General features: G+C 33.0%; 38 protein-coding genes and 1 pseudogene. All 39 read left to right on the forward strand.

Annotated features, from left to right (window positions below; genetic code table 11):
• Positions 1–230: pseudogene (tuf, locus tag ACRDDE_RS12480) on the forward strand (elongation factor Tu); the annotation flags it as partial.
• A 391-nt stretch (positions 231–621) separates the two neighbouring features.
• The gene (gene rpsJ, locus ACRDDE_RS12485) at positions 622–933 is read left to right on the forward strand and encodes a 30S ribosomal protein S10 (protein ID WP_021431502.1); all 312 of its coding nucleotides are present in this window, start codon (positions 622–624) and stop codon (positions 931–933) included.
• Positions 934–1024: 91 nt separating this feature from the next.
• Positions 1025–1654 carry a 50S ribosomal protein L3 gene (gene rplC / locus ACRDDE_RS12490; RefSeq protein ID WP_025162558.1) on the forward strand — a complete coding sequence of 210 codons (630 nt, stop codon included), beginning with the start codon at positions 1025–1027 and terminating at the stop codon, positions 1652–1654.
• A 28-nt stretch (positions 1655–1682) separates the two neighbouring features.
• Positions 1683–2306, forward strand: a complete 624-nt coding sequence (gene rplD / locus ACRDDE_RS12495; RefSeq protein ID WP_021431504.1) for a 50S ribosomal protein L4 — start codon at positions 1683–1685, stop codon at positions 2304–2306.
• Complete coding sequence (gene rplW, locus ACRDDE_RS12500) at positions 2306–2596, forward strand: 50S ribosomal protein L23 (protein WP_438627753.1); 291 nt, start codon at positions 2306–2308, stop codon at positions 2594–2596. Before rplD ends, rplW begins: the two co-directional genes overlap by 1 nt.
• Before the next feature lie 31 nt (positions 2597–2627).
• Positions 2628–3458 carry a 50S ribosomal protein L2 gene (rplB, locus tag ACRDDE_RS12505; protein ID WP_025162560.1) on the forward strand — a complete coding sequence of 277 codons (831 nt, stop codon included), beginning with the start codon at positions 2628–2630 and terminating at the stop codon, positions 3456–3458.
• A 33-nt stretch (positions 3459–3491) separates the two neighbouring features.
• Positions 3492–3773: a 30S ribosomal protein S19 gene (gene rpsS / locus ACRDDE_RS12510; protein ID WP_438627755.1), complete on the forward strand. Its 282-nt coding sequence runs from the start codon at positions 3492–3494 to the stop codon at positions 3771–3773.
• A 33-nt stretch (positions 3774–3806) separates the two neighbouring features.
• On the forward strand, positions 3807–4142 hold the full coding sequence (gene rplV / locus ACRDDE_RS12515; protein ID WP_021428211.1) for a 50S ribosomal protein L22: 336 nt from the start codon (positions 3807–3809) through the stop codon (positions 4140–4142).
• A 21-nt stretch (positions 4143–4163) separates the two neighbouring features.
• Positions 4164–4964: a 30S ribosomal protein S3 gene (gene rpsC / locus ACRDDE_RS12520; protein WP_021431507.1), complete on the forward strand. Its 801-nt coding sequence runs from the start codon at positions 4164–4166 to the stop codon at positions 4962–4964.
• A 33-nt stretch (positions 4965–4997) separates the two neighbouring features.
• Positions 4998–5429 (forward strand): 50S ribosomal protein L16, encoded by a 432-nt coding sequence (gene rplP, locus ACRDDE_RS12525; protein ID WP_021428207.1) that lies wholly within the window; start codon positions 4998–5000, stop codon positions 5427–5429.
• Position 5430: 1 nt separating this feature from the next.
• Positions 5431–5634 carry a 50S ribosomal protein L29 gene (gene rpmC / locus ACRDDE_RS12530; protein WP_021122014.1) on the forward strand — a complete coding sequence of 68 codons (204 nt, stop codon included), beginning with the start codon at positions 5431–5433 and terminating at the stop codon, positions 5632–5634.
• Positions 5635–5657: 23 nt separating this feature from the next.
• The gene (rpsQ, locus tag ACRDDE_RS12535) at positions 5658–5912 is read left to right on the forward strand and encodes a 30S ribosomal protein S17 (protein ID WP_021428205.1); all 255 of its coding nucleotides are present in this window, start codon (positions 5658–5660) and stop codon (positions 5910–5912) included.
• Between the two features lie 25 nt (positions 5913–5937).
• Positions 5938–6306 (forward strand): 50S ribosomal protein L14, encoded by a 369-nt coding sequence (rplN, locus tag ACRDDE_RS12540; RefSeq protein ID WP_021122016.1) that lies wholly within the window; start codon positions 5938–5940, stop codon positions 6304–6306.
• 22 nt (positions 6307–6328) lie between these two features.
• Positions 6329–6634 (forward strand): 50S ribosomal protein L24, encoded by a 306-nt coding sequence (rplX, locus tag ACRDDE_RS12545; RefSeq protein WP_021428210.1) that lies wholly within the window; start codon positions 6329–6331, stop codon positions 6632–6634.
• Positions 6635–6658: 24 nt separating this feature from the next.
• Entirely contained in the window at positions 6659–7201 is a 543-nt protein-coding gene (gene rplE / locus ACRDDE_RS12550) for a 50S ribosomal protein L5 (protein ID WP_438627757.1), read from the forward strand.
• Positions 7202–7218: 17 nt separating this feature from the next.
• Complete coding sequence (locus tag ACRDDE_RS12555) at positions 7219–7404, forward strand: type Z 30S ribosomal protein S14 (protein ID WP_021431509.1); 186 nt, start codon at positions 7219–7221, stop codon at positions 7402–7404.
• Between the two features lie 32 nt (positions 7405–7436).
• Positions 7437–7835, forward strand: a complete 399-nt coding sequence (rpsH, locus tag ACRDDE_RS12560; protein WP_438627760.1) for a 30S ribosomal protein S8 — start codon at positions 7437–7439, stop codon at positions 7833–7835.
• Positions 7836–7865: 30 nt separating this feature from the next.
• Positions 7866–8408: a 50S ribosomal protein L6 gene (rplF, locus tag ACRDDE_RS12565; RefSeq protein WP_438627762.1), complete on the forward strand. Its 543-nt coding sequence runs from the start codon at positions 7866–7868 to the stop codon at positions 8406–8408.
• A gap of 34 nt (positions 8409–8442) precedes the next feature.
• On the forward strand, positions 8443–8811 hold the full coding sequence (gene rplR, locus ACRDDE_RS12570) for a 50S ribosomal protein L18 (protein WP_021428220.1): 369 nt from the start codon (positions 8443–8445) through the stop codon (positions 8809–8811).
• A gap of 18 nt (positions 8812–8829) precedes the next feature.
• Positions 8830–9339, forward strand: coding sequence for a 30S ribosomal protein S5 (rpsE, locus tag ACRDDE_RS12575; protein ID WP_021428196.1), 510 nt, complete (start codon positions 8830–8832; stop codon positions 9337–9339).
• A gap of 15 nt (positions 9340–9354) precedes the next feature.
• Positions 9355–9540, forward strand: coding sequence for a 50S ribosomal protein L30 (rpmD, locus tag ACRDDE_RS12580; RefSeq protein WP_021127557.1), 186 nt, complete (start codon positions 9355–9357; stop codon positions 9538–9540).
• Between the two features lie 33 nt (positions 9541–9573).
• Positions 9574–10017, forward strand: a complete 444-nt coding sequence (gene rplO, locus ACRDDE_RS12585; RefSeq protein WP_021428219.1) for a 50S ribosomal protein L15 — start codon at positions 9574–9576, stop codon at positions 10015–10017.
• Between the two features lie 44 nt (positions 10018–10061).
• The gene (gene secY, locus ACRDDE_RS12590) at positions 10062–11330 is read left to right on the forward strand and encodes a preprotein translocase subunit SecY (protein WP_438627764.1); all 1269 of its coding nucleotides are present in this window, start codon (positions 10062–10064) and stop codon (positions 11328–11330) included.
• 14 nt (positions 11331–11344) lie between these two features.
• Positions 11345–11995 (forward strand): adenylate kinase, encoded by a 651-nt coding sequence (locus ACRDDE_RS12595; RefSeq protein ID WP_438627766.1) that lies wholly within the window; start codon positions 11345–11347, stop codon positions 11993–11995.
• Positions 11995–12741 carry a type I methionyl aminopeptidase gene (gene map, locus ACRDDE_RS12600; RefSeq protein ID WP_438627768.1) on the forward strand — a complete coding sequence of 249 codons (747 nt, stop codon included), beginning with the start codon at positions 11995–11997 and terminating at the stop codon, positions 12739–12741. Before ACRDDE_RS12595 ends, map begins: the two co-directional genes overlap by 1 nt.
• 21 nt (positions 12742–12762) lie before the next feature.
• The gene (locus ACRDDE_RS12605; RefSeq protein WP_438627770.1) at positions 12763–13038 is read left to right on the forward strand and encodes a KOW domain-containing protein; all 276 of its coding nucleotides are present in this window, start codon (positions 12763–12765) and stop codon (positions 13036–13038) included.
• 27 nt (positions 13039–13065) lie between these two features.
• Positions 13066–13284 (forward strand): translation initiation factor IF-1, encoded by a 219-nt coding sequence (infA, locus tag ACRDDE_RS12610; protein WP_021122032.1) that lies wholly within the window; start codon positions 13066–13068, stop codon positions 13282–13284.
• Between the two features lie 34 nt (positions 13285–13318).
• Positions 13319–13432: a 50S ribosomal protein L36 gene (gene rpmJ / locus ACRDDE_RS12615; protein ID WP_003373491.1), complete on the forward strand. Its 114-nt coding sequence runs from the start codon at positions 13319–13321 to the stop codon at positions 13430–13432.
• Between the two features lie 166 nt (positions 13433–13598).
• Positions 13599–13970: a 30S ribosomal protein S13 gene (gene rpsM / locus ACRDDE_RS12620; protein ID WP_021122034.1), complete on the forward strand. Its 372-nt coding sequence runs from the start codon at positions 13599–13601 to the stop codon at positions 13968–13970.
• A 24-nt stretch (positions 13971–13994) separates the two neighbouring features.
• Positions 13995–14393, forward strand: a complete 399-nt coding sequence (rpsK, locus tag ACRDDE_RS12625) for a 30S ribosomal protein S11 (RefSeq protein WP_021428214.1) — start codon at positions 13995–13997, stop codon at positions 14391–14393.
• Between the two features lie 17 nt (positions 14394–14410).
• Positions 14411–15034 carry a 30S ribosomal protein S4 gene (rpsD, locus tag ACRDDE_RS12630; RefSeq protein WP_021428209.1) on the forward strand — a complete coding sequence of 208 codons (624 nt, stop codon included), beginning with the start codon at positions 14411–14413 and terminating at the stop codon, positions 15032–15034.
• A 77-nt stretch (positions 15035–15111) separates the two neighbouring features.
• On the forward strand, positions 15112–16059 hold the full coding sequence (locus tag ACRDDE_RS12635) for a DNA-directed RNA polymerase subunit alpha (protein WP_438627772.1): 948 nt from the start codon (positions 15112–15114) through the stop codon (positions 16057–16059).
• 19 nt (positions 16060–16078) lie between these two features.
• Entirely contained in the window at positions 16079–16420 is a 342-nt protein-coding gene (gene rplQ / locus ACRDDE_RS12640; RefSeq protein WP_147547991.1) for a 50S ribosomal protein L17, read from the forward strand.
• Positions 16421–16768: 348 nt separating this feature from the next.
• A complete protein-coding gene (locus tag ACRDDE_RS12645; RefSeq protein WP_438627774.1) occupies positions 16769–17608 on the forward strand; it encodes an energy-coupling factor transporter ATPase in 840 nt (279 codons plus the stop codon).
• The gene (locus ACRDDE_RS12650) at positions 17596–18462 is read left to right on the forward strand and encodes an energy-coupling factor transporter ATPase (protein ID WP_438627776.1); all 867 of its coding nucleotides are present in this window, start codon (positions 17596–17598) and stop codon (positions 18460–18462) included. Before ACRDDE_RS12645 ends, ACRDDE_RS12650 begins: the two co-directional genes overlap by 13 nt.
• Positions 18456–19253, forward strand: a complete 798-nt coding sequence (locus ACRDDE_RS12655) for an energy-coupling factor transporter transmembrane component T family protein (RefSeq protein WP_438627778.1) — start codon at positions 18456–18458, stop codon at positions 19251–19253. The genes ACRDDE_RS12650 and ACRDDE_RS12655 overlap by 7 nt, the downstream gene beginning before the upstream one ends.
• 11 nt (positions 19254–19264) lie before the next feature.
• Entirely contained in the window at positions 19265–19996 is a 732-nt protein-coding gene (truA, locus tag ACRDDE_RS12660) for a tRNA pseudouridine(38-40) synthase TruA (protein WP_438627780.1), read from the forward strand.
• Between the two features lie 119 nt (positions 19997–20115).
• Positions 20116–20547 carry a 50S ribosomal protein L13 gene (gene rplM, locus ACRDDE_RS12665; protein WP_021431516.1) on the forward strand — a complete coding sequence of 144 codons (432 nt, stop codon included), beginning with the start codon at positions 20116–20118 and terminating at the stop codon, positions 20545–20547.
• 28 nt (positions 20548–20575) lie between these two features.
• Complete coding sequence (gene rpsI, locus ACRDDE_RS12670; RefSeq protein ID WP_021428201.1) at positions 20576–20968, forward strand: 30S ribosomal protein S9; 393 nt, start codon at positions 20576–20578, stop codon at positions 20966–20968.
• The last annotated feature ends 155 nt before the right edge of the window (positions 20969–21123 follow it).

Below are 21123 nucleotides of genomic sequence, written 5' to 3' on the forward strand. Positions count from 1 at the left end.
GACATACTCCATTCTTCGATGGATACAGACCTCAATTCTACTTCAGAACAACTGACGTAACAGGAGCTTGTAAGTTACCAGAAGGTGTAGAAATGGTTATGCCTGGAGATAACATCCAAATGAATATAGAGTTAATAAACTCAATAGCAATAGAAGAAGGATTAAGATTCGCAATAAGAGAAGGTGGAAGAACAGTAGCATCAGGTGTTGTTTCTTCTATAATAGAGTAATCTATTATCCACTGTATATATAAAAGGAAGATGTTTAACATCTTCCTTTTTTTATTGGATTATTTAAAAATAAAAAACATTGACAAAATTGTTGAAAGAATATATACTATCCTAGTACCCGTTAAGATTCTCAACACAAAATTTGTAGTAAGTTTTACATACAAAAAATATTTTGTAAAATTATAAAAAAAACTTGAAAAAAAGTAAAAAATAATATAAAATATAATAGTGTGCTTGAGAGATGCGAAATGAAAGACAAGTAAAGTAATATCCTAGAGATAGGCGACGAGATGCCGATTTTTAAAAAAACACAACACACCCGGAACTGTGTATCGGTATCAGTCGTGCGTAACCAAAAAAATTAAACGTACGATAAAGGAGGGAAACTAAAATGGCTAACAATGGAAAAATAAGAATAAGATTAAAGTCATATGATCACAAATTATTAGATTTTTCAGCTGCTAAAATAGTTGAAACTGCTAAAAAAGCTGGATCACAAGTTTCAGGACCTGTGCCACTACCAACTGAAAAGCAAGTTGTAACTATATTAAGAGCTGTACACAAGTATAAGGACTCTAGAGAGCAATTCGAAATGAGAACTCATAAGAGATTAATAGACATAGCAAATCCAACACCTAAGACAGTTGACTCATTAATGAAGTTAGACTTACCAGCTGGTGTTGATATAGAAATAAAGTTATAAGATAAGCCTCTAAGATACGATCCTATAAGGCAACTATCTTAGAATGATTATGAGAAATCATAATCCGCTGTAAGATTATAGGAGGTGCGATATGAAAGGAATATTAGGAAAAAAGTTAGGAATGACTCAAATATTCACTGAAGCAGGGAATGTAGTACCTGTAACTGTTGTTGAAGCAGGACCAGTAGTGGTTACTCAAATAAAGACAACAGAAAAAGAAGGATACAATGCAGTTCAAGTAGGTTTTGTAGATGCTAAAGAAAAATCTTTAAACAAGCCTCAAAAAGGACATCTTGCTGCTGCTAACGTATTAAAGAAACACTTAAAAGAATTCAGAATGGATTCAGTAGAAGAGTTCACAGTAGGACAAGAAATGAAAGCTGATATATTTGCAGCTGGAGAAATGATAGATGTTACTGGAACAAGTAAAGGTAAGGGATTCCAAGGTCCAATAAAGAGACATGGTCAATCAAGAGGTCCTGAATCTCACGGTTCTAGATACCACAGAAGACCAGGTTCAATGGGAGCATGTTCTTTCCCAGGTAGAGTTTTCAAAAACAAAAAACTTGCTGGTCACATGGGTAGCGTTACAGTAACTGTTCAAAACTTAGAAGTAGTTAGAGTAGATGCTGATAAGAACCTTATATTAGTTAAGGGTGCTATACCAGGAGCTAAAGGTTCAGTAGTAACTATAAAAGAAGCAGTAAAGGCTTCTAAATAATAACTAACCTAAGAAAGGAGGAAGCACAATGCCAAAATTAAATATATTAAATGTTAATGGACAAAATGTTGGAGAAATCGAATTAGCAGAAGCTATATTCGGTGTTGAAGTTAACGAGCACGTATTATACGAAGTAGTTAAAAATCAATTAGCAAACAAGAGACAAGGTACTCAATCTGCTAAAACTAGAGCAGAAGTTAGAGGTGGCGGAAGAAAACCTTGGAAACAAAAAGGAACTGGTAGAGCTAGACAAGGTTCTATAAGAGCTGTACAATGGGTTGGTGGAGGAGTTGCTTTTGCACCTAAGCCAAGAGATTACAGCTACACTTTACCAAAGAAAGTTAGAAGATTAGCTATAAAATCAGCTTTATCATCTAAAGTTCAAAACAACGAAATAATAGTTTTAGATGCTTTAAATATGGAAGCTCCAAAAACTAAAGAATTCGTTCAAATATTAAAGAACATAAATGCTTCTAAGAAAGCTTTAGTAGTAACAGCTGAAAAGAACGAGAACGTTGTAAAATCAGCTAGAAACATAGAAGGTGTTCAAGCTGCTACAGTTAATACTATAAACGTTTATGACATATTAAAGTATGATACTTTCGTAATAACTACAGACGCAGTTAAGAAAGTGGAGGAGGTGTACGCATAATGACTAATCCACATGATATAATAATGAAACCAGTTGTAACTGAACAAAGTATGACTGAAATGGTTGAGAAGAAATATACTTTTGTTGTTGCTAAAAGAGCAAACAAAACTGAAATAAAGAAAGCTGTAGAAAGCATATTCGGAGTTAAAGTTGATAAAGTAAATACTTTAAACTACGATGGAAAAGTTAAGAGAATGGGTAGAAACGAAGGAAGAACTGCAAGTTTCAAGAAAGCAGTAGTTAAGTTAGCTGCTGATAGTAAAGAAATAGAATTCTTCCAAGGTATGTAATTAACCTTAATAAACAAAGGAGGGAAAACAGATGGCTATAAAAAAGTTTAGACCAACTTCTCCTGCCTTAAGACAAATGACAGTTTTAGTTTCTGATGAAATAACTTGTAACGAACCAGAAAGATCTCTTTTAGTTTCGTTAAAAAAGAATTCTGGAAGAAACGTACATGGTAAAATAACTGTTCGTCACAGAGGTGGAGGAAACAGAAGAAAATATAGAATAATAGATTTCAAGAGAAATAAAGATGGAATACCTGCTAAGGTTGCTACTGTTGAGTATGATCCAAATAGAACTGCTAACATAGCATTATTAAACTATGCTGACGGTGAAAAAAGATATATACTAGCTCCAGTTGGAATACAAGTTGGAGATACTATATTATCAGGACCAGAAGCTGATATAAAGCCAGGTAACGCAATGGCATTAAAAGATATGCCAGTTGGTACAGTAGTACACAACGTTGAATTAAAGCCAGGAAAAGGAGCTCAGTTAGTGAGATCTGCTGGAGCATCTGCTCAATTAATGGCAAAAGAAGGAAAAACTGCATTACTAAGATTACCATCAGGTGAAATGAGATTAGTAAGCATAAACTGTAAAGCTACAATAGGACAAGTTGGAAACTTAGAACACGGTAACGTTGTTATAGGTAAAGCTGGTAGAAAAAGACATATGGGTATAAGACCTACAGTTAGAGGTTCTGTAATGAACCCTTGTGACCATCCACACGGTGGAGGGGAAGGTAGATCTCCAATAGGTAGAGCTAATCCAGTTACTCCTTGGGGTAAACCAGCACTTGGATACAAAACTAGAAAGAAAAATAAAGCTTCTGATAAGTTAATAGTATCAAGAAGAACTAAGTAATAGATTTATTTTTGCTCGAAAGGAGGAAATAAAATGTCAAGATCAACTAAAAAAGGACCTTTTATACATGCAAGACTTTTAAAGAAGATAGAAGATATGAATGCTTCTGGAAATAGAGAAGTTATAAAGACTTGGTCAAGATCTTCAACTATATTCCCACAAATGGTTGAACATACAATAGCTGTACATGATGGAAGAAGACATGTGCCTGTTTATATAACTGAAGATATGGTTGGACACAAGTTAGGTGAATTCGTTCCTACAAGAACTTTCAAAGGGCACAAGGACGACGAAAAATCTAATAAGAGAAGATAATTAAAGATCTAACTAAGGAAGGAGGAAATTGTAATGGAAGCAAAAGCTACTGCAAAATACGTACGTGTATCACCTAGAAAAGCAGGTCAAATATGCGGCCTTGTTAGAGGAAAAAATGTTGATGAAGCTTTAGCAATATTAAAGTATACTCCAAGAGGAGCAGCTTCAATAATCGCTAAGGTTGTAAAATCAGCGAAAGCTAATGCAGAAAACAATCACGAGATGGATGTTGAAAATTTATATATAGCTTCAATAGTTGCCAATCAAGGACCAACTATGAAGAGATTCATGCCTAGAGCTATGGGTCGTGCAACTATGATAAGAAAGAGAACTTCTCATATAGAGGTTGTTCTTAAAGAGAAAAAATAATAATAGATAGGAGGGAAACACATGGGTCAAAAGGTTAATCCACACGGTTTAAGAGTCGGTGTTATAAAGGACTGGGACTCAAGATGGTTCGCAACTGATAAAAAAGAGTTCGGAAACTTATTATTAGAAGACCATAATATACGTAAATTCTTAAAGAATAAATTATACTCAGCTGGTGTTGCTAAGATAGAAATAGAAAGATCAGCAAACAAATTAAAGCTAGACTTACACGTTGCTAAGCCAGGTGTAGTTATAGGTAAAGGTGGAGCTGGAATAGAAGCTCTTAAAGCTGAGTTAGAAAAAATGACTAAGAAAAATGTTATAGTTAACATTGTAGAAGTTAGAAACCCAGATAGAGAAGCTCAATTAGTAGCAGAAAATATAGCTTTAGCTATAGAAAGAAGGGTTGCTTTCAGAAGAGCTATGAAGCAAGCAATACAAAGAGCTATGAAATCAGGAGTTAAAGGTATAAAAGTATCTGCTTCTGGTAGACTTGGTGGAGCTGAAATGGCTAGAACTGAAGGATACAGCGAAGGAAATGTACCTCTTCAAACAATAAGATCTGACATAGAGTACGGATTTGCTGAAGCAAACACTACTTATGGAAAGACTGGTATCAAAGTTTGGATATGCAACGGAGAAGTTTTACCAACTAGAAACGGTGTAAACCCAAGAGAAGATAGAAGAGATAACAATAGAAGAGATAGAAGAGACAACAGAAGAAACGATAGAAGAAACGATAGAAGAAATGATAGATCAAACAACAATAGATCAAACAACAGAGGACCAAGACCTCAAAGAACTGAGAATAAACAAGCTTAATAGAAGCACAGTTAAGGAAGGAGGAAAATACTCATGTTAATGCCAAAAAGAGTAAAACGTCGTAGAGTACACAGAGGTAGCTTAGCTGGAAAGGCTCATAAAGGTAACAAAGTTACTTATGGAGAGTTCGGTTTAGTTGCTTTAGAGCCATCTTGGATAACTTCTAACCAAATAGAAGCTGCCAGAATAGCTATGACTAGATATATAAAAAGAGGGGGAAAAGTTTGGATAAAGATATTCCCTCACAAACCAGTAACAAGAAAACCTGCAGAAACTCGTATGGGTGCTGGTAAAGGTTCACCAGAATACTGGGTAGCAGTAGTTAAACCAGGAAGAGTTATGTTCGAATTAGCAGGTGTTTCAGAAGATAAAGCTAGAGAAGCAATGAGACTTGCTATGCATAAACTTCCAGTTAAATGTAAGTTTGTGAAACGTGAAGATTTAGAAGTAGAGGGTGGTGAATAGGATGAAAGCTAAAGAACTAAGAGATTTAACAAGCGAAGAGTTAATGAACAAGTTAAATGGTTTTAAAAGTGAATTATTTAGCTTAAGATTCCAATTAGCTACTGGTCAATTAGAAAACACAGCAAGAATCAAGTTCGTTAAGAAAGATATAGCTAGAGTCAAAACTATACTTGCTGAAAGAAAGTTAAACGAAACTAGAGCTTAATTTTGGAAAGGAGGCTGTCAAACATGGAAAGAGGAAGAAGAAAAGTAAGAGTAGGCCGTGTTGTTAGTAATAAAATGGAAAAAACAATAGTTGTTGCTGTTGAAGATTTCGTACGTCATCCATTATATAACAAGCCAGTTAAGAGAACTAAGAAATTTAAGGCTCACGATGAGAACAACGTATGTAGCATCGGAGATAGAGTAAGAATAATGGAAACTAGACCTTTATCTAAAGACAAGAGATTCAGACTAGTTGACGTTATAGAGAAAGTTAAGTAGTTTGTAGAGAAGGAGGGATTACGATATGATACAACAAGAATCACGTCTAAGAGTTGCTGATAACTCAGGAGCTAAAGAACTTTTAACTATCCGTGTATTAGGCGGAAGTAAAAGAAGATATGGTAACATAGGTGACGTTATAGTTGCAACTGTTAAAAGTGCAACACCAGGTGGAGTTGTAAAAAAAGGTAAAGTAGTTAAAGCTGTTATAGTAAGAACTAAGCAAGGCGTAAGACGTAAAGATGGTAGTTATATATCATTCGACGAGAATGCTGCAGTTATCATAAAAGATGATAAAACTCCAGTAGGAACTCGTATATTCGGGCCTGTTGCTAGAGAGTTAAGAGACAACGACTTTATGAAGATAGTATCTCTTGCTCCAGAAGTACTATAATAAGGAGGTGCAATAGGACATGATGCGTGTTAAAAAAGGTGACACTGTTGTAGTTATAGCAGGAAAAGATAAAGGTAAAAAAGGTACAGTTGCTAAGGTTTTCACTAAAACTAATAAAGTATTAGTTGAAGGTGTTAACGTTATAACTAAACACCAAAAGCCAACTGCTGTTAACCCACAAGGTGGAATAATAAATAAAGAAGCCCCAATACACATATCTAACGTAATGCCAGTAGATCCTGAAACAGGAAAAGGTACTAGAGTTAGAGTTGAAGTTAAAGATGGGCAAAAAGTTAGAGTATCAGTAAAGAGCGGAAAAGAATTATAATAAGCTTGAAAGGAGGGACCACAAATGACTTCTAGATTACAAGAAAAATATGTTAAAGAAGTTGCTCCAGCTTTAATGGAGAAATTTGGATACAAAAATGTTATGGAAATACCTAAGTTAGAGAAAATAGTAATAAACATGGGTATAGGTGATGCAAGGGAAAATCCAAAAGGATTAGAAGCTGCAGTTGCAGAATTAGAAATGATATCTGGACAAAAGCCAGTTATAACAAAGGCTAGAAAATCAGTAGCTAACTTCAAATTAAGAGAAGGAATGCCTGTTGGAACTAAAGTTACTTTAAGAGCTAACAAGATGTTCTACTTCATGGACAAGTTAGTAAACATTTCTTTACCAAGAGTTAGGGACTTCAGAGGAGTTAATGCTAATGCATTCGATGGAAGAGGAAACTACGCTTTAGGATTAAAAGAGCAATTTATATTCCCTGAAATAGAGTACGACAAGGTTGACAAAGTAAGAGGAATGGATGTAATATTCGTAACTACAGCTAAAACTGATGAAGAAGCTAGTGAGTTATTAAGATTATTAGGAATGCCATATTCTAAGTAAATAAAGGAGGGATTCCAGTGGCTAGAAAAGCGATGGTTGTAAAACAACAAAAAAAGCAAAAGTACTCAACTAGAGAGTACACTAGATGTACAATATGTGGTAGACCACACTCTGTGCTAAGAAAATTCGGTGTATGCCGTATATGCTTTAGAGAATTAGCTTATAAAGGTCAAATACCTGGTGTAAGAAAAGCAAGTTGGTAAGACTTGGTTAAAATGGAAGGAGGTTTACAATTATGACAATGACAGATCCAATAGCAGATATGTTAACACGTATAAGAAATGCTAACATGGTTAAGCATGAAACTGTTGATGTTCCTGCTTCTAATATGAAGAAAGAATTAGCTAGAATCTTATTAGAAGAAGGTTTCATAAGAGGGTACGATGTTATAGAAGATGGAAAGCAAGGAATAATAAGAATACAATTAAAGTACGGACAAATAGGCGAGAGAGTTATAACAGGATTAAAGAGAATATCTAAGCCTGGTATGAGAGTTTACGCTGCTAAAGAAGAATTACCAAAAGTATTAAACGGATTAGGTATATCAATAATATCTACTTCTAAAGGTATATTAACTGACAAGCAAGCTAGAAATGCAAGCGTTGGTGGAGAAGTAATCTGCTACGTTTGGTAATAAAAACGAACAATGTAAGGAGGTGCAACTATGTCAAGAATAGGTGTTAAGCCAATAAACGTTCCTACAGGTGTTGAAGTAACTATAGCTGAGGATAACTTAGTTACAGTAAAAGGACCAAAAGGAACTTTAACAAAGCAATTCACTAATGAATTAGCTATAAAAAAAGAAGAAAATACTATATTAGTTGAGAGACCAACTAATAATAAAAAACATAGATCTTTACACGGATTAACTAGAACTTTAATAGATAATATGGTAGCAGGTGTTACTACTGGATTCGAAAAGAAGTTAGAGTTAGTTGGTGTTGGTTACAGAGCTCAAAAGCAAGGAAATAAGTTAGTTATGAACTTAGGATACTCTCATCCAGTTGAGATGGTAGATCCAGAAGGAATAACTGTTGAAGCTCCAAACCAAACTGAATTAGTTGTTAAAGGAATCGACAAGCAATTAGTAGGTAACTATGCTGCTAAGATAAGAGCTTGGAGAGAGCCAGAGCCATACAAAGGTAAAGGTATAAGATACGCTGGTGAAATTGTAAGACGTAAAGAAGGTAAAACTGGTAAGAAATAATACCAAACATAAAAGCTAGAAAGGAGTGATCTCTGTGTTTAAAAAAGCTAACAAAAACGCAAATAGACTTCAAAGACATAAGAGAGTTCGTAGAAAAATAACTGGAACTACTCAAAGACCAAGATTATGTATATTTAGAAGTTCTAATAACATATATGCTCAAATAATAGATGATACAAACAGAGTAACTGTTGTTTCTGCATCTTCTTTAGAAGCTGAAATAAAAGGTGCTGTTAATCACTGTGGAAATAAAGAAGCAGCTAAAAAAGTTGGAGAACTTGTTGCTAAGAGAGCTGTAGAGAAAGGTATAACTGAAGTTGTATTTGACAGAGGTGGATACTTATATCACGGAAGAGTTCAAGAATTAGCAGAAGGTGCTAGAGAAGCTGGACTTAAGTTCTAATACAAAGGAGGGAAAATAATGCTACGTCGTAAACCAATAGATGCAAGACAACTTGATCTTCAAGAGAAAGTTATCGAAGTAAGACGTGTTACTAAGGTTGTTAAAGGTGGTAGAAACTTTAGATTTGCAGCTTTAGTAGTTGTTGGAGATGAAAACGGACACGTTGGTATAGGTGCTGGTAAAGCTATGGAAGTACCAGATGCTATAAGAAAAGCAGTTGAAGATGCTAAGAAAAATTTAATAACTGTACCTATGGTTGGTACAACTATACCTCACCAAACAAACGGACATTTTGGTGCTGGAAAAATATTAATAATGCCTGCTGCTCAAGGTACAGGAGTTATAGCTGGGGGACCTGCTAGAGCTGTACTTGAATTAGCTGGATTAAAGGATGTTAGAGCTAAATCTTTAGGAACTAACAACCCAAGAAACATGGTAAATGCTACAATAGAAGGTTTAAAATCTTTAAGAACAGCTGAAGATATAGCTAAACTTAGAGGTAAAAAAGTAGAAGATCTTCTAGGGTAAGGAGGTAGTAAAAAAATGGCTAAATTACAAATAAAGTTAGTTAGAAGTACAATAGGAACTACTCCTAACCAAAGAAAGAACGTAGAAGCGTTAGGATTAAGAAAAAGAGAGCAAGTAGTTGTTAAAGAAGACAACGCTCAAATGAGAGGTATAATAGCTAAAGTTAGTCACTTAGTAGAAGTTACTGAAATAGCTGAATAATAATTTAAACAAATACTAAGGGAGGTGCAATCCATGAAGTTACATGAATTAAGACCTGCTGAAGGTGCAGTTTCTTCTAAAAAAAGATTAGGAAGAGGTACTGCTACTGGACAAGGTAAAACTTCAGGACGTGGACAAAAAGGTCAAAAGTCTCGTTCAGGTGGTGGAGTAAGAGTTGGATTCGAAGGTGGACAAATGCCACTTGCTAGAAGACTTCCTAAGAGAGGATTCAAGAATCCTTGTAAGAAAGTTTACTCACTAGTTAACGTAGAAACTTTAAATAGATTCGAAAACGGAACAGAAATAACAGCTGAATTACTTAAGTCAACTGGAGTAATAAGCAAAATAGAAAAAGACGGCGTTAAAATCTTAGGTGAAGGTAACTTAGAAAGAGCTTTAACTATAAAAGCTGCTAAGTTTACTGCTTCAGCGCAAGAAAAAATAGAAAAAGCTGGAGGAAAAGCAGAATTAGTTTAATCTAATCTGCTAACTCTTGGCCATAAGGCAGGGGTGAGTTTAACGTGCTGTCAAACTTAAAACAAGCTTGGAAAATAAAAGATGTAAGAAGAAAAATTTTATATACTTTGATGATGATTGTTATCTTTAGGATAGGATGTACAATTCCTGTACCTGGAGTTAATAGAGATATTATAAAGGGAATGGTTGACGGAAACGGTCTTCTTTCCCTGTATAATATGTTTACAGGAGGAGCTTTTAGTAACTTTACCTTATTTGCATTAGGAATCAGTCCTTACATAACGGCATCTATAATCATTCAACTTTTAACTATTGGATTCCCAGCTCTTGAAGAACTTCAAAAATCTGGTGAAGAAGGTAAGAAAAAGATAAATAAATACACTAAGTATACAGCATTGGGATTAGCTATAGTACAAGCTATCGGTATAACACTAGGAATAGTGAGACGTGCTTTACAAACAGATAGTGTATTTTTTATAGTTACTGTTATAGTCACATTAATTTCAGCAAGTATGCTTTTAATGTGGATGGGAGATAAGATTACTGAAAAAGGATTAGGTAATGGAAGCTCTATAATAATATTTATAGGAATTATATCAAGAATTCCTAAAGACATAACTGAATCAATATCTCAATTTGAAAGCGGAAGCGTTGGATTATGGGTATTAATAGTTATGGTTGTAGTATCGCTTCTTACAGTAGCTGCGGTTACATATATACAAGAAGCTACAAGAAAAATACCTGTACAATATGCTAAAAGAGTTGTAGGAAGAAAAACATATGGGGGCCAAAACTCTCATATACCAATGAAAGTAAATCAATCTGGAGTTATTCCGGTTATATTTGCAAGTTCATTGTTAGCATTCCCTCAAACTATAGCTATATTTATGGGGAAAGATGCTCAAGTATTTGTAACTAAATTCTTATCTCCAAGTGGAGATCCAGGATTCTGGATATATTTAGTTATAGAAGTTGTATTAATAATATTCTTCTCTTATTTCTATACTACTATATCATTCAATACTGAGGATATAACTAATAATATGAAAAATAGTGGAGGTTTTATACCAGGTATAAGACCGGGTAATCCAACTATGGAATACTTAAATAGGATATTATCAAGATTAACTTTAGCAGGAGCATTATTCTTAGCTGTTATAGCTGTAATTCCTTCTATAATAGGTAAATTTACTGGCGTACATTTAAGTTTAGCTGGAACATCATTACTTATAGTTGTAGGTGTTGCGTTAGAGCTTAAGAGACAGCTAGAATCAAATCTAGTAATGAGAAGCTATCAAGGCTTTTTAAAATAAATGGAGATGATCATATGAGAATAATATTACTTGGACCTCCTGGTGCGGGTAAGGGTACTCAAGCAGCAGGGATAGTAGAAAAATACAATATACCTCATATATCAACTGGAGATATATTCAGAAAGAATATAAAAGAAGGTACAGAACTTGGTAAAAAAGCTAAAGGATATATAGATCAAGGTCTTTTAGTTCCAGATGAATTAACAGTAGGTTTAGTTACTGATAGAATAGCTCAAGCTGACTGTGAAAAAGGATTCATGTTAGATGGATTCCCAAGAAATGTAGCTCAAGCTCAACATTTAGATGAATATCTAAAAGAAGTTGGTATATCTTTAGACAAAGTTGTTAACATTGAAGTTGATAAAGATATATTAGTAGGTAGAGCAGTAGGTAGAAGAATCTGCAAATCTTGCGGAGCTACTTACCATGTTGAGTTTAATCCTCCAAAAGTAGATGGCATATGCGATGTATGTGGAGGAGAACTTTACCAAAGAGCTGATGATAATGAAGAAACTGTATCAAAAAGAATACAGGTTTACTTAGATGAAACTAAGCCTTTAGTTAACTATTATTCTGAAGAAGGTATAATAGCTAATATAAATGGGCAACAATCTATAGATAATGTATTTGGAGATATAGTTGAGGCTCTAGGAAGTGAAAAATAATGATTATTTTAAAATCTAAGCAAGAGATTGAACTTATGAGAGAATCAGGTAAAATCGTTGCTGAAACACATGAGATTTTAAGAGATGCTATTAAACCGGGAATATCTACTTTAGAGTTAGATGAAATAGCTGAAAATCATATTAGAAAATATAATGCTATCCCATCTTTTAAAGGTTATAACGGATTTAAAGGATCTATATGCGCTTCTATTAATGAAGAAGTTGTACATGGAATACCTGGATCTAAAACTTTAAAAGACGGAGATATTATAAGTATCGATATAGGTGCTTATTTTAAAGGATATCATGCAGACTCAGCAAAAACACATGCGGTAGGCATAATATCTGAAGAGGATAGGAAATTAATAGAAGTAACAAAAGAAAGCTTCTATGAAGGATTAAAGTTTGCTAAACTAGGATGTAGACTTTCTGACATTTCGCACGCAGTACAAACACATGTAGAAAATAACAATTTTTCTATAGTTAGAGATCTTGTAGGACATGGAGTTGGTAAACAACTACATGAGGATCCTCAAATACCTAATTATGGACGACCAGGTAAGGGCCCTAAACTTAAAGAGGGTATGGTTCTTGCAATAGAGCCTATGGTTAACTATGGTACACACTATGTTAAAATGTTAGGTGATGGTTGGACGATTGTTACAATTGACTCTAAAAAGTCAGCTCATTATGAGCATACGATAGCTATTACTGAAGATGAACCTTTGATATTAACAAAGTTATAATCAGAAATGTAGGTGTAAATTATGCTATCAAATAACATAAGTGTAGGGCAAGTTGTTAAAAATACATCTGGAAGATATGCTGGGAGATTATTTTTCGTAGTAAAAATAATTGATGATAAGTATGTTCTTATCTCAGATGGCAAAAAAAGAAAACTTGAAAATCCTAAACTAAAAAAAGTTAAGCACTTGCAAAAGTATGATATTATTAATTGTATGGTTAAAAATAAGATAGAGTCAGATGAATCTATCACAAATACTTTTTTAAGAGCTGAGCTTGGAAAGTTAAACAATGTTTAGCTTATTGAATGGAGGTTTGGTTAGTTAATGGCCAAAAAAGATGTTATAGAATTTGAGGGTACAGTTACAGAAAACTTACCTAATGCTATGTTTAAAGTCAAGCTAGAAAATGGACATGAAGTTTTATGTCATCTTTCTGGGAAGCTAAGAATGAACTTTATAAGGATTCTTGAAGGAGATAAAGTTAATGTTGAACTTTCTCCATATGACCTTACAAGAGGAAGAATTACTTGGCGTAAGAAGTAGACTATCGATGCTAGTCTATAAGGAGGGATTAATAATGAAAGTAAGACCATCAGTAAAACCAATATGTGAAAAATGTAAAGTAATAAAGAGAAAAGGTAGAGTAATGGTTATATGTGAAAATCCTAAGCACAAGCAAAAGCAAGGTTAATAAATTGTGCTAGCATTTTGTTAAATATTATAGTATAATATCATATTGTGATAATTAACAAACTTTTTTTGGATTTTATATAAACATGAACCGGAATTAACTTATTATTTAAGAAAATTTAATCATGAAAAAAGTTAAAAAAGTTAAGTTGTAGGAGGTGCAAAGTATGGCAAGAATAGCTGGGGTAGATTTACCTAGAGAAAAAAGAGCAGAAATAGGCTTAACATATATCTACGGTATAGGTAAGGCAACTGCTAACGAAATATTAGCTAAAGCTGACATAGATCCTAACGTAAGAATCAAAGATTTATCTGAAGATCAAGTAAATGACTTAAGAAAGATAATAGACAATGATTTCTTAGTTGAGGGAGATTTAAGAAGAGAAATAGCTTTAAACATAAAGAGATTAAGAGATATAAAATGTTACAGAGGTATGAGACATGCTAAAGGTCTTCCTCTAAGAGGTCAAAAGACTAAGACTAACGCTAGAACTAGAAAAGGTCCTAGAAAGACTGTATCTCGTAAGAAGAAGAAGTAATAGTTAGAAGAGGAGGGAAGAATAATGGCTAAACCAAAAAAGAAAGTTACACGTGTTAGAAGAAGAGAGCGTAAAAACATAGAACGTGGACATGCTCATATACAATCAACTTTTAACAATACTATAATAACTTTAACAGACGTTCATGGTAACGCATTATCTTGGGCAAGTTCTGGACAATTAGGATTCAAAGGATCAAGAAAAGCAACTCCATTTGCATCTCAAATGGCTGCTGAAACAGCTGCTAAAGCTGCAATGGAACACGGATTAAAGACTGTAGAAGTATTCGTAAAAGGACCAGGTTCTGGTAGAGAAGCTGCTATAAGAGCTTTACAAGCAACTGGATTAGAAGTAACTATGATAAAAGACGTTACTCCAATACCACACAACGGATGTAGACCACCAAAAAGAAGAAGAGTGTAATATAGGAGGTGTAATTAATGGCAAGATATACAGGTGCATCATGTAGACAATGTCGTAGAGAAGGAATGAAGTTATTCCTTAAAGGTGACAGATGTTATACTGACAAATGTGCTATAGTTAAAAGAAACTATGCTCCAGGACAACATGGACAAGGAAGAAAGAAAGTTTCTAACTATGGATTACAATTAAGAGAAAAACAAAAAGTTAAGAGAATATACGGAGTTTTAGAAACTCAATTCAGAAATTTATATGAGCGTGCTGAGAAAACACCTGGAATAACAGGGGAAAACTTATTAAGCTTATTAGAAAGAAGATTAGACAACGTAGTTTACAGAATGGGATTAGCATCTTCTAGAAAAGAAGCTAGACAATTAGTAAGACACGGTCACTTCACTTTAAACGGACATAAGGTAGATATACCTTCTTTAACAGTTTCTAATGGAGATGTTATAGCTGTTAAAGAAACATCTAAATCTTCTGCGAAATTCAAAGGATTAGTTGAAAATAGCTCAAGAATAGCTCCTAAATGGTTAGATGCTAGCTTAGAGAACATGACAGCTTCTGTTGTTGCTAATCCAGGAAGAGAAGATATAGATCTTGAAATAGCTGAACACTTAATAATAGAGCTTTACTCTAAGTAATAAGTATAGTTATAAAAAATATTTTAAGATTTTGTTTACCCTCAGTGGATTAATAAATTTTAAGGAGGGTTTTGTCCATGATAGAAATAGAAAAACCAAGAGTAGATATAATTGAAATTAGCGAAGACCATAGATATGGTAAATTCGTTATAGAGCCTCTAGAAAGAGGATATGGAATAACTATAGGTAATGCACTAAGAAGAATATTATTATCTTCTTTACCAGGAGTAGCTGTTAACTCTATAAGAATAGATGGAGTTCTTCATGAATTCACAACAGTACCTGGTGTTAAAGAAGATGTTACAGAAATAATATTAGCATTAAAAGAATTATCAGCTACTATAGATGGTGAAGGAAGTAGAACACTTAAAATAGAAGCACAAGGACCATGCACAGTAACAGGTGCTGACATAATATGTCCTCCAGATGTTGAAATAATAAGTAAAGACTTACATATAGCTACGCTAGATGATAACTCTAAGCTTAATATGGAAATATCTGTTAACAAAGGAAGAGGTTATGTATCTTCTGAAGACAATAAAACAGAGCATATGCCTATAGGAGTTCTTCCTGTAGACTCAATATATACTCCTGTTGAAAAAGTTAGCTACCATGTAGAAAATACTAGAGTTGGTCAAAAATCAGATTACGATAAATTAATACTTGAAGTTTGGACTAATGGAAGTATAAATCCTCAAGAAGGAATATCACTTGCAGCTAAGGTTCTAGTTGAACATCTAAATCTATTCATAGATTTAACAGAGCATGTAAGCAATGTTGAAATAATGGTAGAAAAAGAAGAAGATCAAAAAGAAAAAGTTCTTGAGATGACTATCGAAGAGCTTGACTTATCAGTTAGATCTTACAACTGTTTAAAGAGAGCGGGAATAAATACAGTTGAAGAACTAGCTAATAGATCTGAAGAAGATATGATGAAAGTTAGAAACTTAGGTAAAAAATCATTAGAAGAAGTTATCCAAAAGTTAGAAGAACTTGGATTAAATCTTAAACCAAGCGAAGAGTAAGTGCAAAGGAGGGATAAGCATGGCTAAGTACCGTAAATTAGGACGTGTAACTGCTCATAGAAATCTTATGTTAAGAAACTTAGTAACAGACTTACTAAGAAATGGAAAAATAGAAACTACAGTTACTAGAGCAAAAGAAACTCGTAGAATGGCAGAAAAGATGATAACTCTTGCTAAGAGAGGGGATCTTCATGCTAGAAGACAAGTTTTAGCTTATGTTTTAGATGAGACAGTAGTTAACAACTTATTCACTGATATAGCTCCGAAATATGCAGAGAGAAACGGTGGATACACTAGAATAATAAAAATGGGACCAAGAAGAGGCGACGCTGCTGAAATGGCTCTAATAGAATTAGTATAGTATATGAAGGATTAGGCTTAGCCTAGTCCTTTTTTTATATTCAAGAAAAACATTCATATACCAAAATGATGATAAACTATAAAATAATATTTATATGTTTGAATGAAAAAACTTAATTACACAATAAAAATACTGAGCTTATAAAGCAAATTGTATGTTTACTTATGAAGGTGAATAATTTTTTTTGTTTTATAAATAACTTTTGAAATTTAATAAAGGATAAAATGAAATATAAAGTTAGACACTTGTATTTTAGGTGGATTTTTATATTAATTTAGAATTTAAATTGTGTTATAATACAATAGAAATTGTAAATTAAGAGCACTACTAACAAAAGGAGAAAAGTTTATGAAAGTTAATGATATAGTAAGTGTTGAAGATATTTCATTTGAATATGTAACAGAAGAGGATAAGTTTAAAGCTATAGATAACTTGAGTTTAAATGTAAAGCAAGGAGAGTTTGTTGTAGTTATAGGTCATAATGGATCTGGAAAATCAACTCTTTCTAAAAACTTAAATGCAATTCTTATGCCAACGAATGGAAATATTTATATAAATGGATTAAATACAAAGGAAGAAAAAAATTTATGGGATATTAGACAAACTGCAGGTATGGTATTTCAAAACCCAGATAATCAAATAGTAGCCACTATAGTAGAAGAAGATGTTGCATTTGGTCCTGAAAATTTAGGTATAGACCCACCAGAAATAAGAAAAAGAGTAGAAGAGTCTCTTAAAAGCGTAGGAATGTATGATATGAGAGATAGACAACCTCATTTATTATCAGGAGGACAGAAACAAAGGGTGGCAATAGCGGGTATAATAGCCATGAAACCTAAATGCATAATATTTGATGAGGCTACAGCTATGTTAGATCCATCTGGAAGAAAAGAAGTAATGAAAACAATTAAAAGATTAAATAAAGAAGAGGATATAAGTATAATGCATATAACTCACTTTATGGAAGAAGCAGTTGATGCAGATAGAGTTATTGTTATGGAAAAAGGGAAAAAAGTATTGGAAGGTACTCCTAAAGAAGTTTTTTCTAAAGTAGAAATGTTAAAAAATATAGGGTTAGATGTGCCTTGTATGACTGAATTAAGTAAAGAACTTAAAGAAGAAGGACTAGATATAGATGGAGATATATTAACTGTAGATGAGATGGTGGTGAAACTATGTCAATTGTAATAAAAAATTTAACTCATATATATAATGAAGGGTTACCATTTGAAAGCAGAGCCTTAGATGATATAACATTAGAGATTAAATCAGGTGATTTTATTGGATTAATAGGGCATACAGGGTCTGGTAAATCTACTTTAATTCAACATCTAAATGGAATTCTTAAACCTTCATCAGGAAAAATTTTAATAAATGAGTTTGATATAACTGATAAAAATTTAAACTTAACAGATATAAGAAAAAAAGTAGGTGTTGTATTCCAATATCCTGAGTATCAGTTATTTGAAGAAACTGTCGAAAAGGATATAGCTTTTGGACCTTCAAATTTAGGTTTAGGAGAAGAAGAGATCAGTAATAGGATTAAAGCATCTATGGAAGCTGTCGGGCTTGATTATGAAGCGTTTAAAGATAAATCACCTTTTGAGTTATCAGGAGGTCAAAAAAGAAGGGTAGCAATAGCTGGAGTTATAGCTATGAATCCAGAAGTGTTAATATTAGATGAACCAACAGCAGGATTAGATCCAAAAGGTAGAGATGAAATTTTCAAATTAATAAAAGATTTACATGAAGAAAAAAATATGACTATAATATTATCTTCTCATAGTATGGATGACATGGCTAAGTTAGTAAAAACTATAATAGTTATGAATTCAGGTAAAGTTGAGTTTATGGGACCTACAAGAGAAGTATTTAATAATCACTCTAGTAGACTTAAAGAGATTGGGCTAGATATACCTCAAGTATTGGAATTATCTATAAAATTAAAAGAACATGGATTTGAGATAAAAGAAGGTGCAATTACTATAGAAGAAATTAAAAACGAAATAATAAGAGTTATGAGAGGTAAGGGAAAATGTTAAAAGATATAACAATAGGGCAATATTATCCTACAAACTCGAGTATTCATAAATTAGATGCTAGAGTTAAGCTTATAGCAACGTTTATATTTATGATATCTTTGTTTATAATAAATAAATTTTGGCCATATTTAATAGTGGTAGGAAGCTTAATTGCAGTAATAGGTTTATCTAAAATACCAGGAAAGTTCATTATGAAAGGATTAAAACCTTTAAAATGGATTATAATATTTACATTTGTAATTAATATATTTTTTATACCTGGAGACCCTATATGGTCATTTGGATTTGTAAAGATAACATACCAAGGTGTGAGTCAAGCTATATTTATGGCTTTAAGGCTTATATTCTTAGTTGTAGGGACATCTCTTTTAACACTTACTACATCACCTATAGAACTTACTGATGGTATAGAGAGACTATTAAATCCTTTTAAAAAAATAGGATTTCCAGTTCATGAGTTGGCTATGATGATGACTATAGCTCTAAGATTTATACCTACTTTATTGGATGAGACAGATAAAATAATGAAAGCTCAAATGTCTAGAGGGGCAGATTTTGAAAGTAAAAATATCATCAATAGAGCTAAGAACTTAGTTCCGCTATTAATACCTTTATTTATTAGTGCTTTTAGAAGAGCTGATGAGCTAGCTATGGCTATGGAAGCTAGATGTTATAGAGGTGGAGATAATAGAACTAAGATGAAAGAATGTATAATGACTAAAGCAGATTATATAGCATATGTTGTACAAGTTTTATACTTAGGAGTTATAGTGTTCATAAGATTTGTGTAAAGAGGTATAATATGAGAAATATAAAATTAACTATCCAATATAATGGTAAAAGATTTTGTGGATGGCAAAAGCAAAATGATTTATTGGGTATTCAAGGTAATATTGAACAATCAATAAAAGATATAACTAATGAAAGTGTAAAAATAACTGGATCCGGAAGAACAGATGCAGGAGTTCATGCGTTGGGACAAGTTGCAAATTTTAATACGGAGTGTAATATTCCTATTGAAAAAATACCGAATGCATTAAATTCTAAGTTACCGAAAGATATAGTTATAATAAATGCAGAAGAAGTGAATTTAGATTTTCACTCTAGATATTCAGCTAAAGGAAAAAGATATAGATATATTATATATAACAATCGATATAGAAGCCCTATATACAGCGATATTTCTTATTTTGTAAAATATGATTTAGACTTTGAAAAGATGAAAAAAGAAGCTGGATCATTAATAGGAACACATGATTTTAAGGGATTTATGAGCTCGGGATCAAGTGTTAAAGATACAGTTAGAACTATTTATGATATAGATATTTCAAAGTGTGAAGACTTGATAGTTATTGAAATTGAAGGTAATGGATTTTTATATAATATGGTTAGAATTATAGTTGGAACGTTAGTTGATATAGGAAGAGGAAGAATAGATAATAGCATGTCGAGCATAATAGAATCAAAGTTGAGATCGATGGCAGGACATACGGCTCCAGCACACGGATTATTTCTCAAAAAAGTTGATTATTAGCTTGACACACTAGGGTGCATGTATTAAAATATACAAGAGTGTGTTAATAAGTCCACTTGCCCCGGACTTGACATAGACGGTAAAATATCATATGGAAATAAGATAAGGAGGGACTTGTAATGAAAAGTTATATAGCTAAACCAGCTGACGTACAAAGAAAATGGTACGTAGTTGATGCTGAAGGAAAAACATTAGGTCGTATGGCTACAGAAATAGCTACAATATTAAGAGGAAAGCATAAACCAACTTTCACTCCTCACGTTGATGGTGGAGATTTTGTTGTTGTTGTAAATGCTGATAAAGTAGTTTTAACAGGAAAGAAATTAGATCAAAAGATGTACAGATACCACACTGGATATGTAGGTGGATTAAAAGAAACAACATATAGAGTAATGATGGAAAAGAAACCTGAAGAGGTTGTTATGCATGCTGTTAGCGGTATGTTATGTAAGAACAAATTAAGAAGCAGAATGATGACTAGATTAAGAGTATTTGCTGGACCAAACCACGGACACGAAGCTCAAAATCCAGAAGTTTTAAACTTTAAATAATCATAACGGGTGAAAGGAGGAGTTAATCATGGCTAACGTTCAATACTATGGAACAGGAAGAAGAAAACACTCTGTAGCAAGAGTAAGATTAGTTGCAGGTGAAGGAAATATAATAGTAAATGGAAGAAAAGTTGAAGATTTCTTCAACTATGAAACTTTAATAAGAGATGTTAAACAACCATTAGTTTTAACAGGAACTGAAAATAAATACGATGTTATAGTAAAAGTTGAAGGTGGAGGATTCACTGGACAAGCTGGAGCTATAAGACATGGTATATCTAGAGCTTTATTAACAGTAGATGCTGAGTTAAGACCAGCTTTAAAGAAAGAAGGTTTCTTAACTAGAGATGCTAGAATGAAGGAAAGAAAGAAATACGGATTAAAGGCAGCAAGAAGAGCTCCACAATTCTCAAAGAGATAATTATATATGTTTACTCAAAGACTTTGGAATATTCCAAAGTCTTTTTTTATATAATATATGGGGTGATATTATATGAAATATATTAAGCATGTAAGTTTGATTGGAGCTCTTTTATGTTTTTTGGCTATATTTATATTTGAAGTCAAAAAAAATTC

Source organism: Paraclostridium sp. (assembly GCF_051656405.1).
In the GTDB taxonomy this organism is placed as follows: domain Bacteria; phylum Bacillota; class Clostridia; order Peptostreptococcales; family Peptostreptococcaceae; genus Paraclostridium.

Bases quoted from the DNA above. Each gene is read 5' to 3' on its own strand.
- rplF (WP_438627762.1), top strand. From the start codon at position 7,866: ATGTCAAGAATAGGTGTTAAGCCAATAAACGTTCCTACAGGTGTTGAA.
- ACRDDE_RS12650 (WP_438627776.1), top strand. From the start codon at position 17,596: ATGTCAATTGTAATAAAAAATTTAACTCATATATATAATGAAGGGTTA.
- ACRDDE_RS12595 (WP_438627766.1), top strand. From the start codon at position 11,345: ATGAGAATAATATTACTTGGACCTCCTGGTGCGGGTAAGGGTACTCAA.
- ACRDDE_RS12645 (WP_438627774.1), top strand. From the start codon at position 16,769: ATGAAAGTTAATGATATAGTAAGTGTTGAAGATATTTCATTTGAATAT.
- rplP (WP_021428207.1), top strand. From the start codon at position 4,998: ATGTTAATGCCAAAAAGAGTAAAACGTCGTAGAGTACACAGAGGTAGC.
- rplO (WP_021428219.1), top strand. From the start codon at position 9,574: ATGAAGTTACATGAATTAAGACCTGCTGAAGGTGCAGTTTCTTCTAAA.
- rplD (WP_021431504.1), top strand. From the start codon at position 1,683: ATGCCAAAATTAAATATATTAAATGTTAATGGACAAAATGTTGGAGAA.
- infA (WP_021122032.1), top strand. From the start codon at position 13,066: ATGGCCAAAAAAGATGTTATAGAATTTGAGGGTACAGTTACAGAAAAC.
- rpmD (WP_021127557.1), top strand. From the start codon at position 9,355: ATGGCTAAATTACAAATAAAGTTAGTTAGAAGTACAATAGGAACTACT.
- rplX (WP_021428210.1), top strand. From the start codon at position 6,329: ATGCGTGTTAAAAAAGGTGACACTGTTGTAGTTATAGCAGGAAAAGAT.
- rplN (WP_021122016.1), top strand. From the start codon at position 5,938: ATGATACAACAAGAATCACGTCTAAGAGTTGCTGATAACTCAGGAGCT.
- ACRDDE_RS12605 (WP_438627770.1), top strand. From the start codon at position 12,763: ATGCTATCAAATAACATAAGTGTAGGGCAAGTTGTTAAAAATACATCT.
- rpsD (WP_021428209.1), top strand. From the start codon at position 14,411: ATGGCAAGATATACAGGTGCATCATGTAGACAATGTCGTAGAGAAGGA.
- truA (WP_438627780.1), top strand. From the start codon at position 19,265: ATGAGAAATATAAAATTAACTATCCAATATAATGGTAAAAGATTTTGT.
- rplB (WP_025162560.1), top strand. From the start codon at position 2,628: ATGGCTATAAAAAAGTTTAGACCAACTTCTCCTGCCTTAAGACAAATG.
- rplM (WP_021431516.1), top strand. From the start codon at position 20,116: ATGAAAAGTTATATAGCTAAACCAGCTGACGTACAAAGAAAATGGTAC.
- rpsQ (WP_021428205.1), top strand. From the start codon at position 5,658: ATGGAAAGAGGAAGAAGAAAAGTAAGAGTAGGCCGTGTTGTTAGTAAT.
- rpmC (WP_021122014.1), top strand. From the start codon at position 5,431: ATGAAAGCTAAAGAACTAAGAGATTTAACAAGCGAAGAGTTAATGAAC.
- rpmJ (WP_003373491.1), top strand. From the start codon at position 13,319: ATGAAAGTAAGACCATCAGTAAAACCAATATGTGAAAAATGTAAAGTA.
- ACRDDE_RS12635 (WP_438627772.1), top strand. From the start codon at position 15,112: ATGATAGAAATAGAAAAACCAAGAGTAGATATAATTGAAATTAGCGAA.
- rpsM (WP_021122034.1), top strand. From the start codon at position 13,599: ATGGCAAGAATAGCTGGGGTAGATTTACCTAGAGAAAAAAGAGCAGAA.
- rplC (WP_025162558.1), top strand. From the start codon at position 1,025: ATGAAAGGAATATTAGGAAAAAAGTTAGGAATGACTCAAATATTCACT.
- rplW (WP_438627753.1), top strand. From the start codon at position 2,306: ATGACTAATCCACATGATATAATAATGAAACCAGTTGTAACTGAACAA.
- rpsH (WP_438627760.1), top strand. From the start codon at position 7,437: ATGACAATGACAGATCCAATAGCAGATATGTTAACACGTATAAGAAAT.
- rpsC (WP_021431507.1), top strand. From the start codon at position 4,164: ATGGGTCAAAAGGTTAATCCACACGGTTTAAGAGTCGGTGTTATAAAG.
- rplE (WP_438627757.1), top strand. From the start codon at position 6,659: ATGACTTCTAGATTACAAGAAAAATATGTTAAAGAAGTTGCTCCAGCT.
- rpsI (WP_021428201.1), top strand. From the start codon at position 20,576: ATGGCTAACGTTCAATACTATGGAACAGGAAGAAGAAAACACTCTGTA.
- rpsE (WP_021428196.1), top strand. From the start codon at position 8,830: ATGCTACGTCGTAAACCAATAGATGCAAGACAACTTGATCTTCAAGAG.
- rpsK (WP_021428214.1), top strand. From the start codon at position 13,995: ATGGCTAAACCAAAAAAGAAAGTTACACGTGTTAGAAGAAGAGAGCGT.
- rplQ (WP_147547991.1), top strand. From the start codon at position 16,079: ATGGCTAAGTACCGTAAATTAGGACGTGTAACTGCTCATAGAAATCTT.
- rpsJ (WP_021431502.1), top strand. From the start codon at position 622: ATGGCTAACAATGGAAAAATAAGAATAAGATTAAAGTCATATGATCAC.
- rpsS (WP_438627755.1), top strand. From the start codon at position 3,492: ATGTCAAGATCAACTAAAAAAGGACCTTTTATACATGCAAGACTTTTA.
- map (WP_438627768.1), top strand. From the start codon at position 11,995: ATGATTATTTTAAAATCTAAGCAAGAGATTGAACTTATGAGAGAATCA.
- ACRDDE_RS12655 (WP_438627778.1), top strand. From the start codon at position 18,456: ATGTTAAAAGATATAACAATAGGGCAATATTATCCTACAAACTCGAGT.
- rplV (WP_021428211.1), top strand. From the start codon at position 3,807: ATGGAAGCAAAAGCTACTGCAAAATACGTACGTGTATCACCTAGAAAA.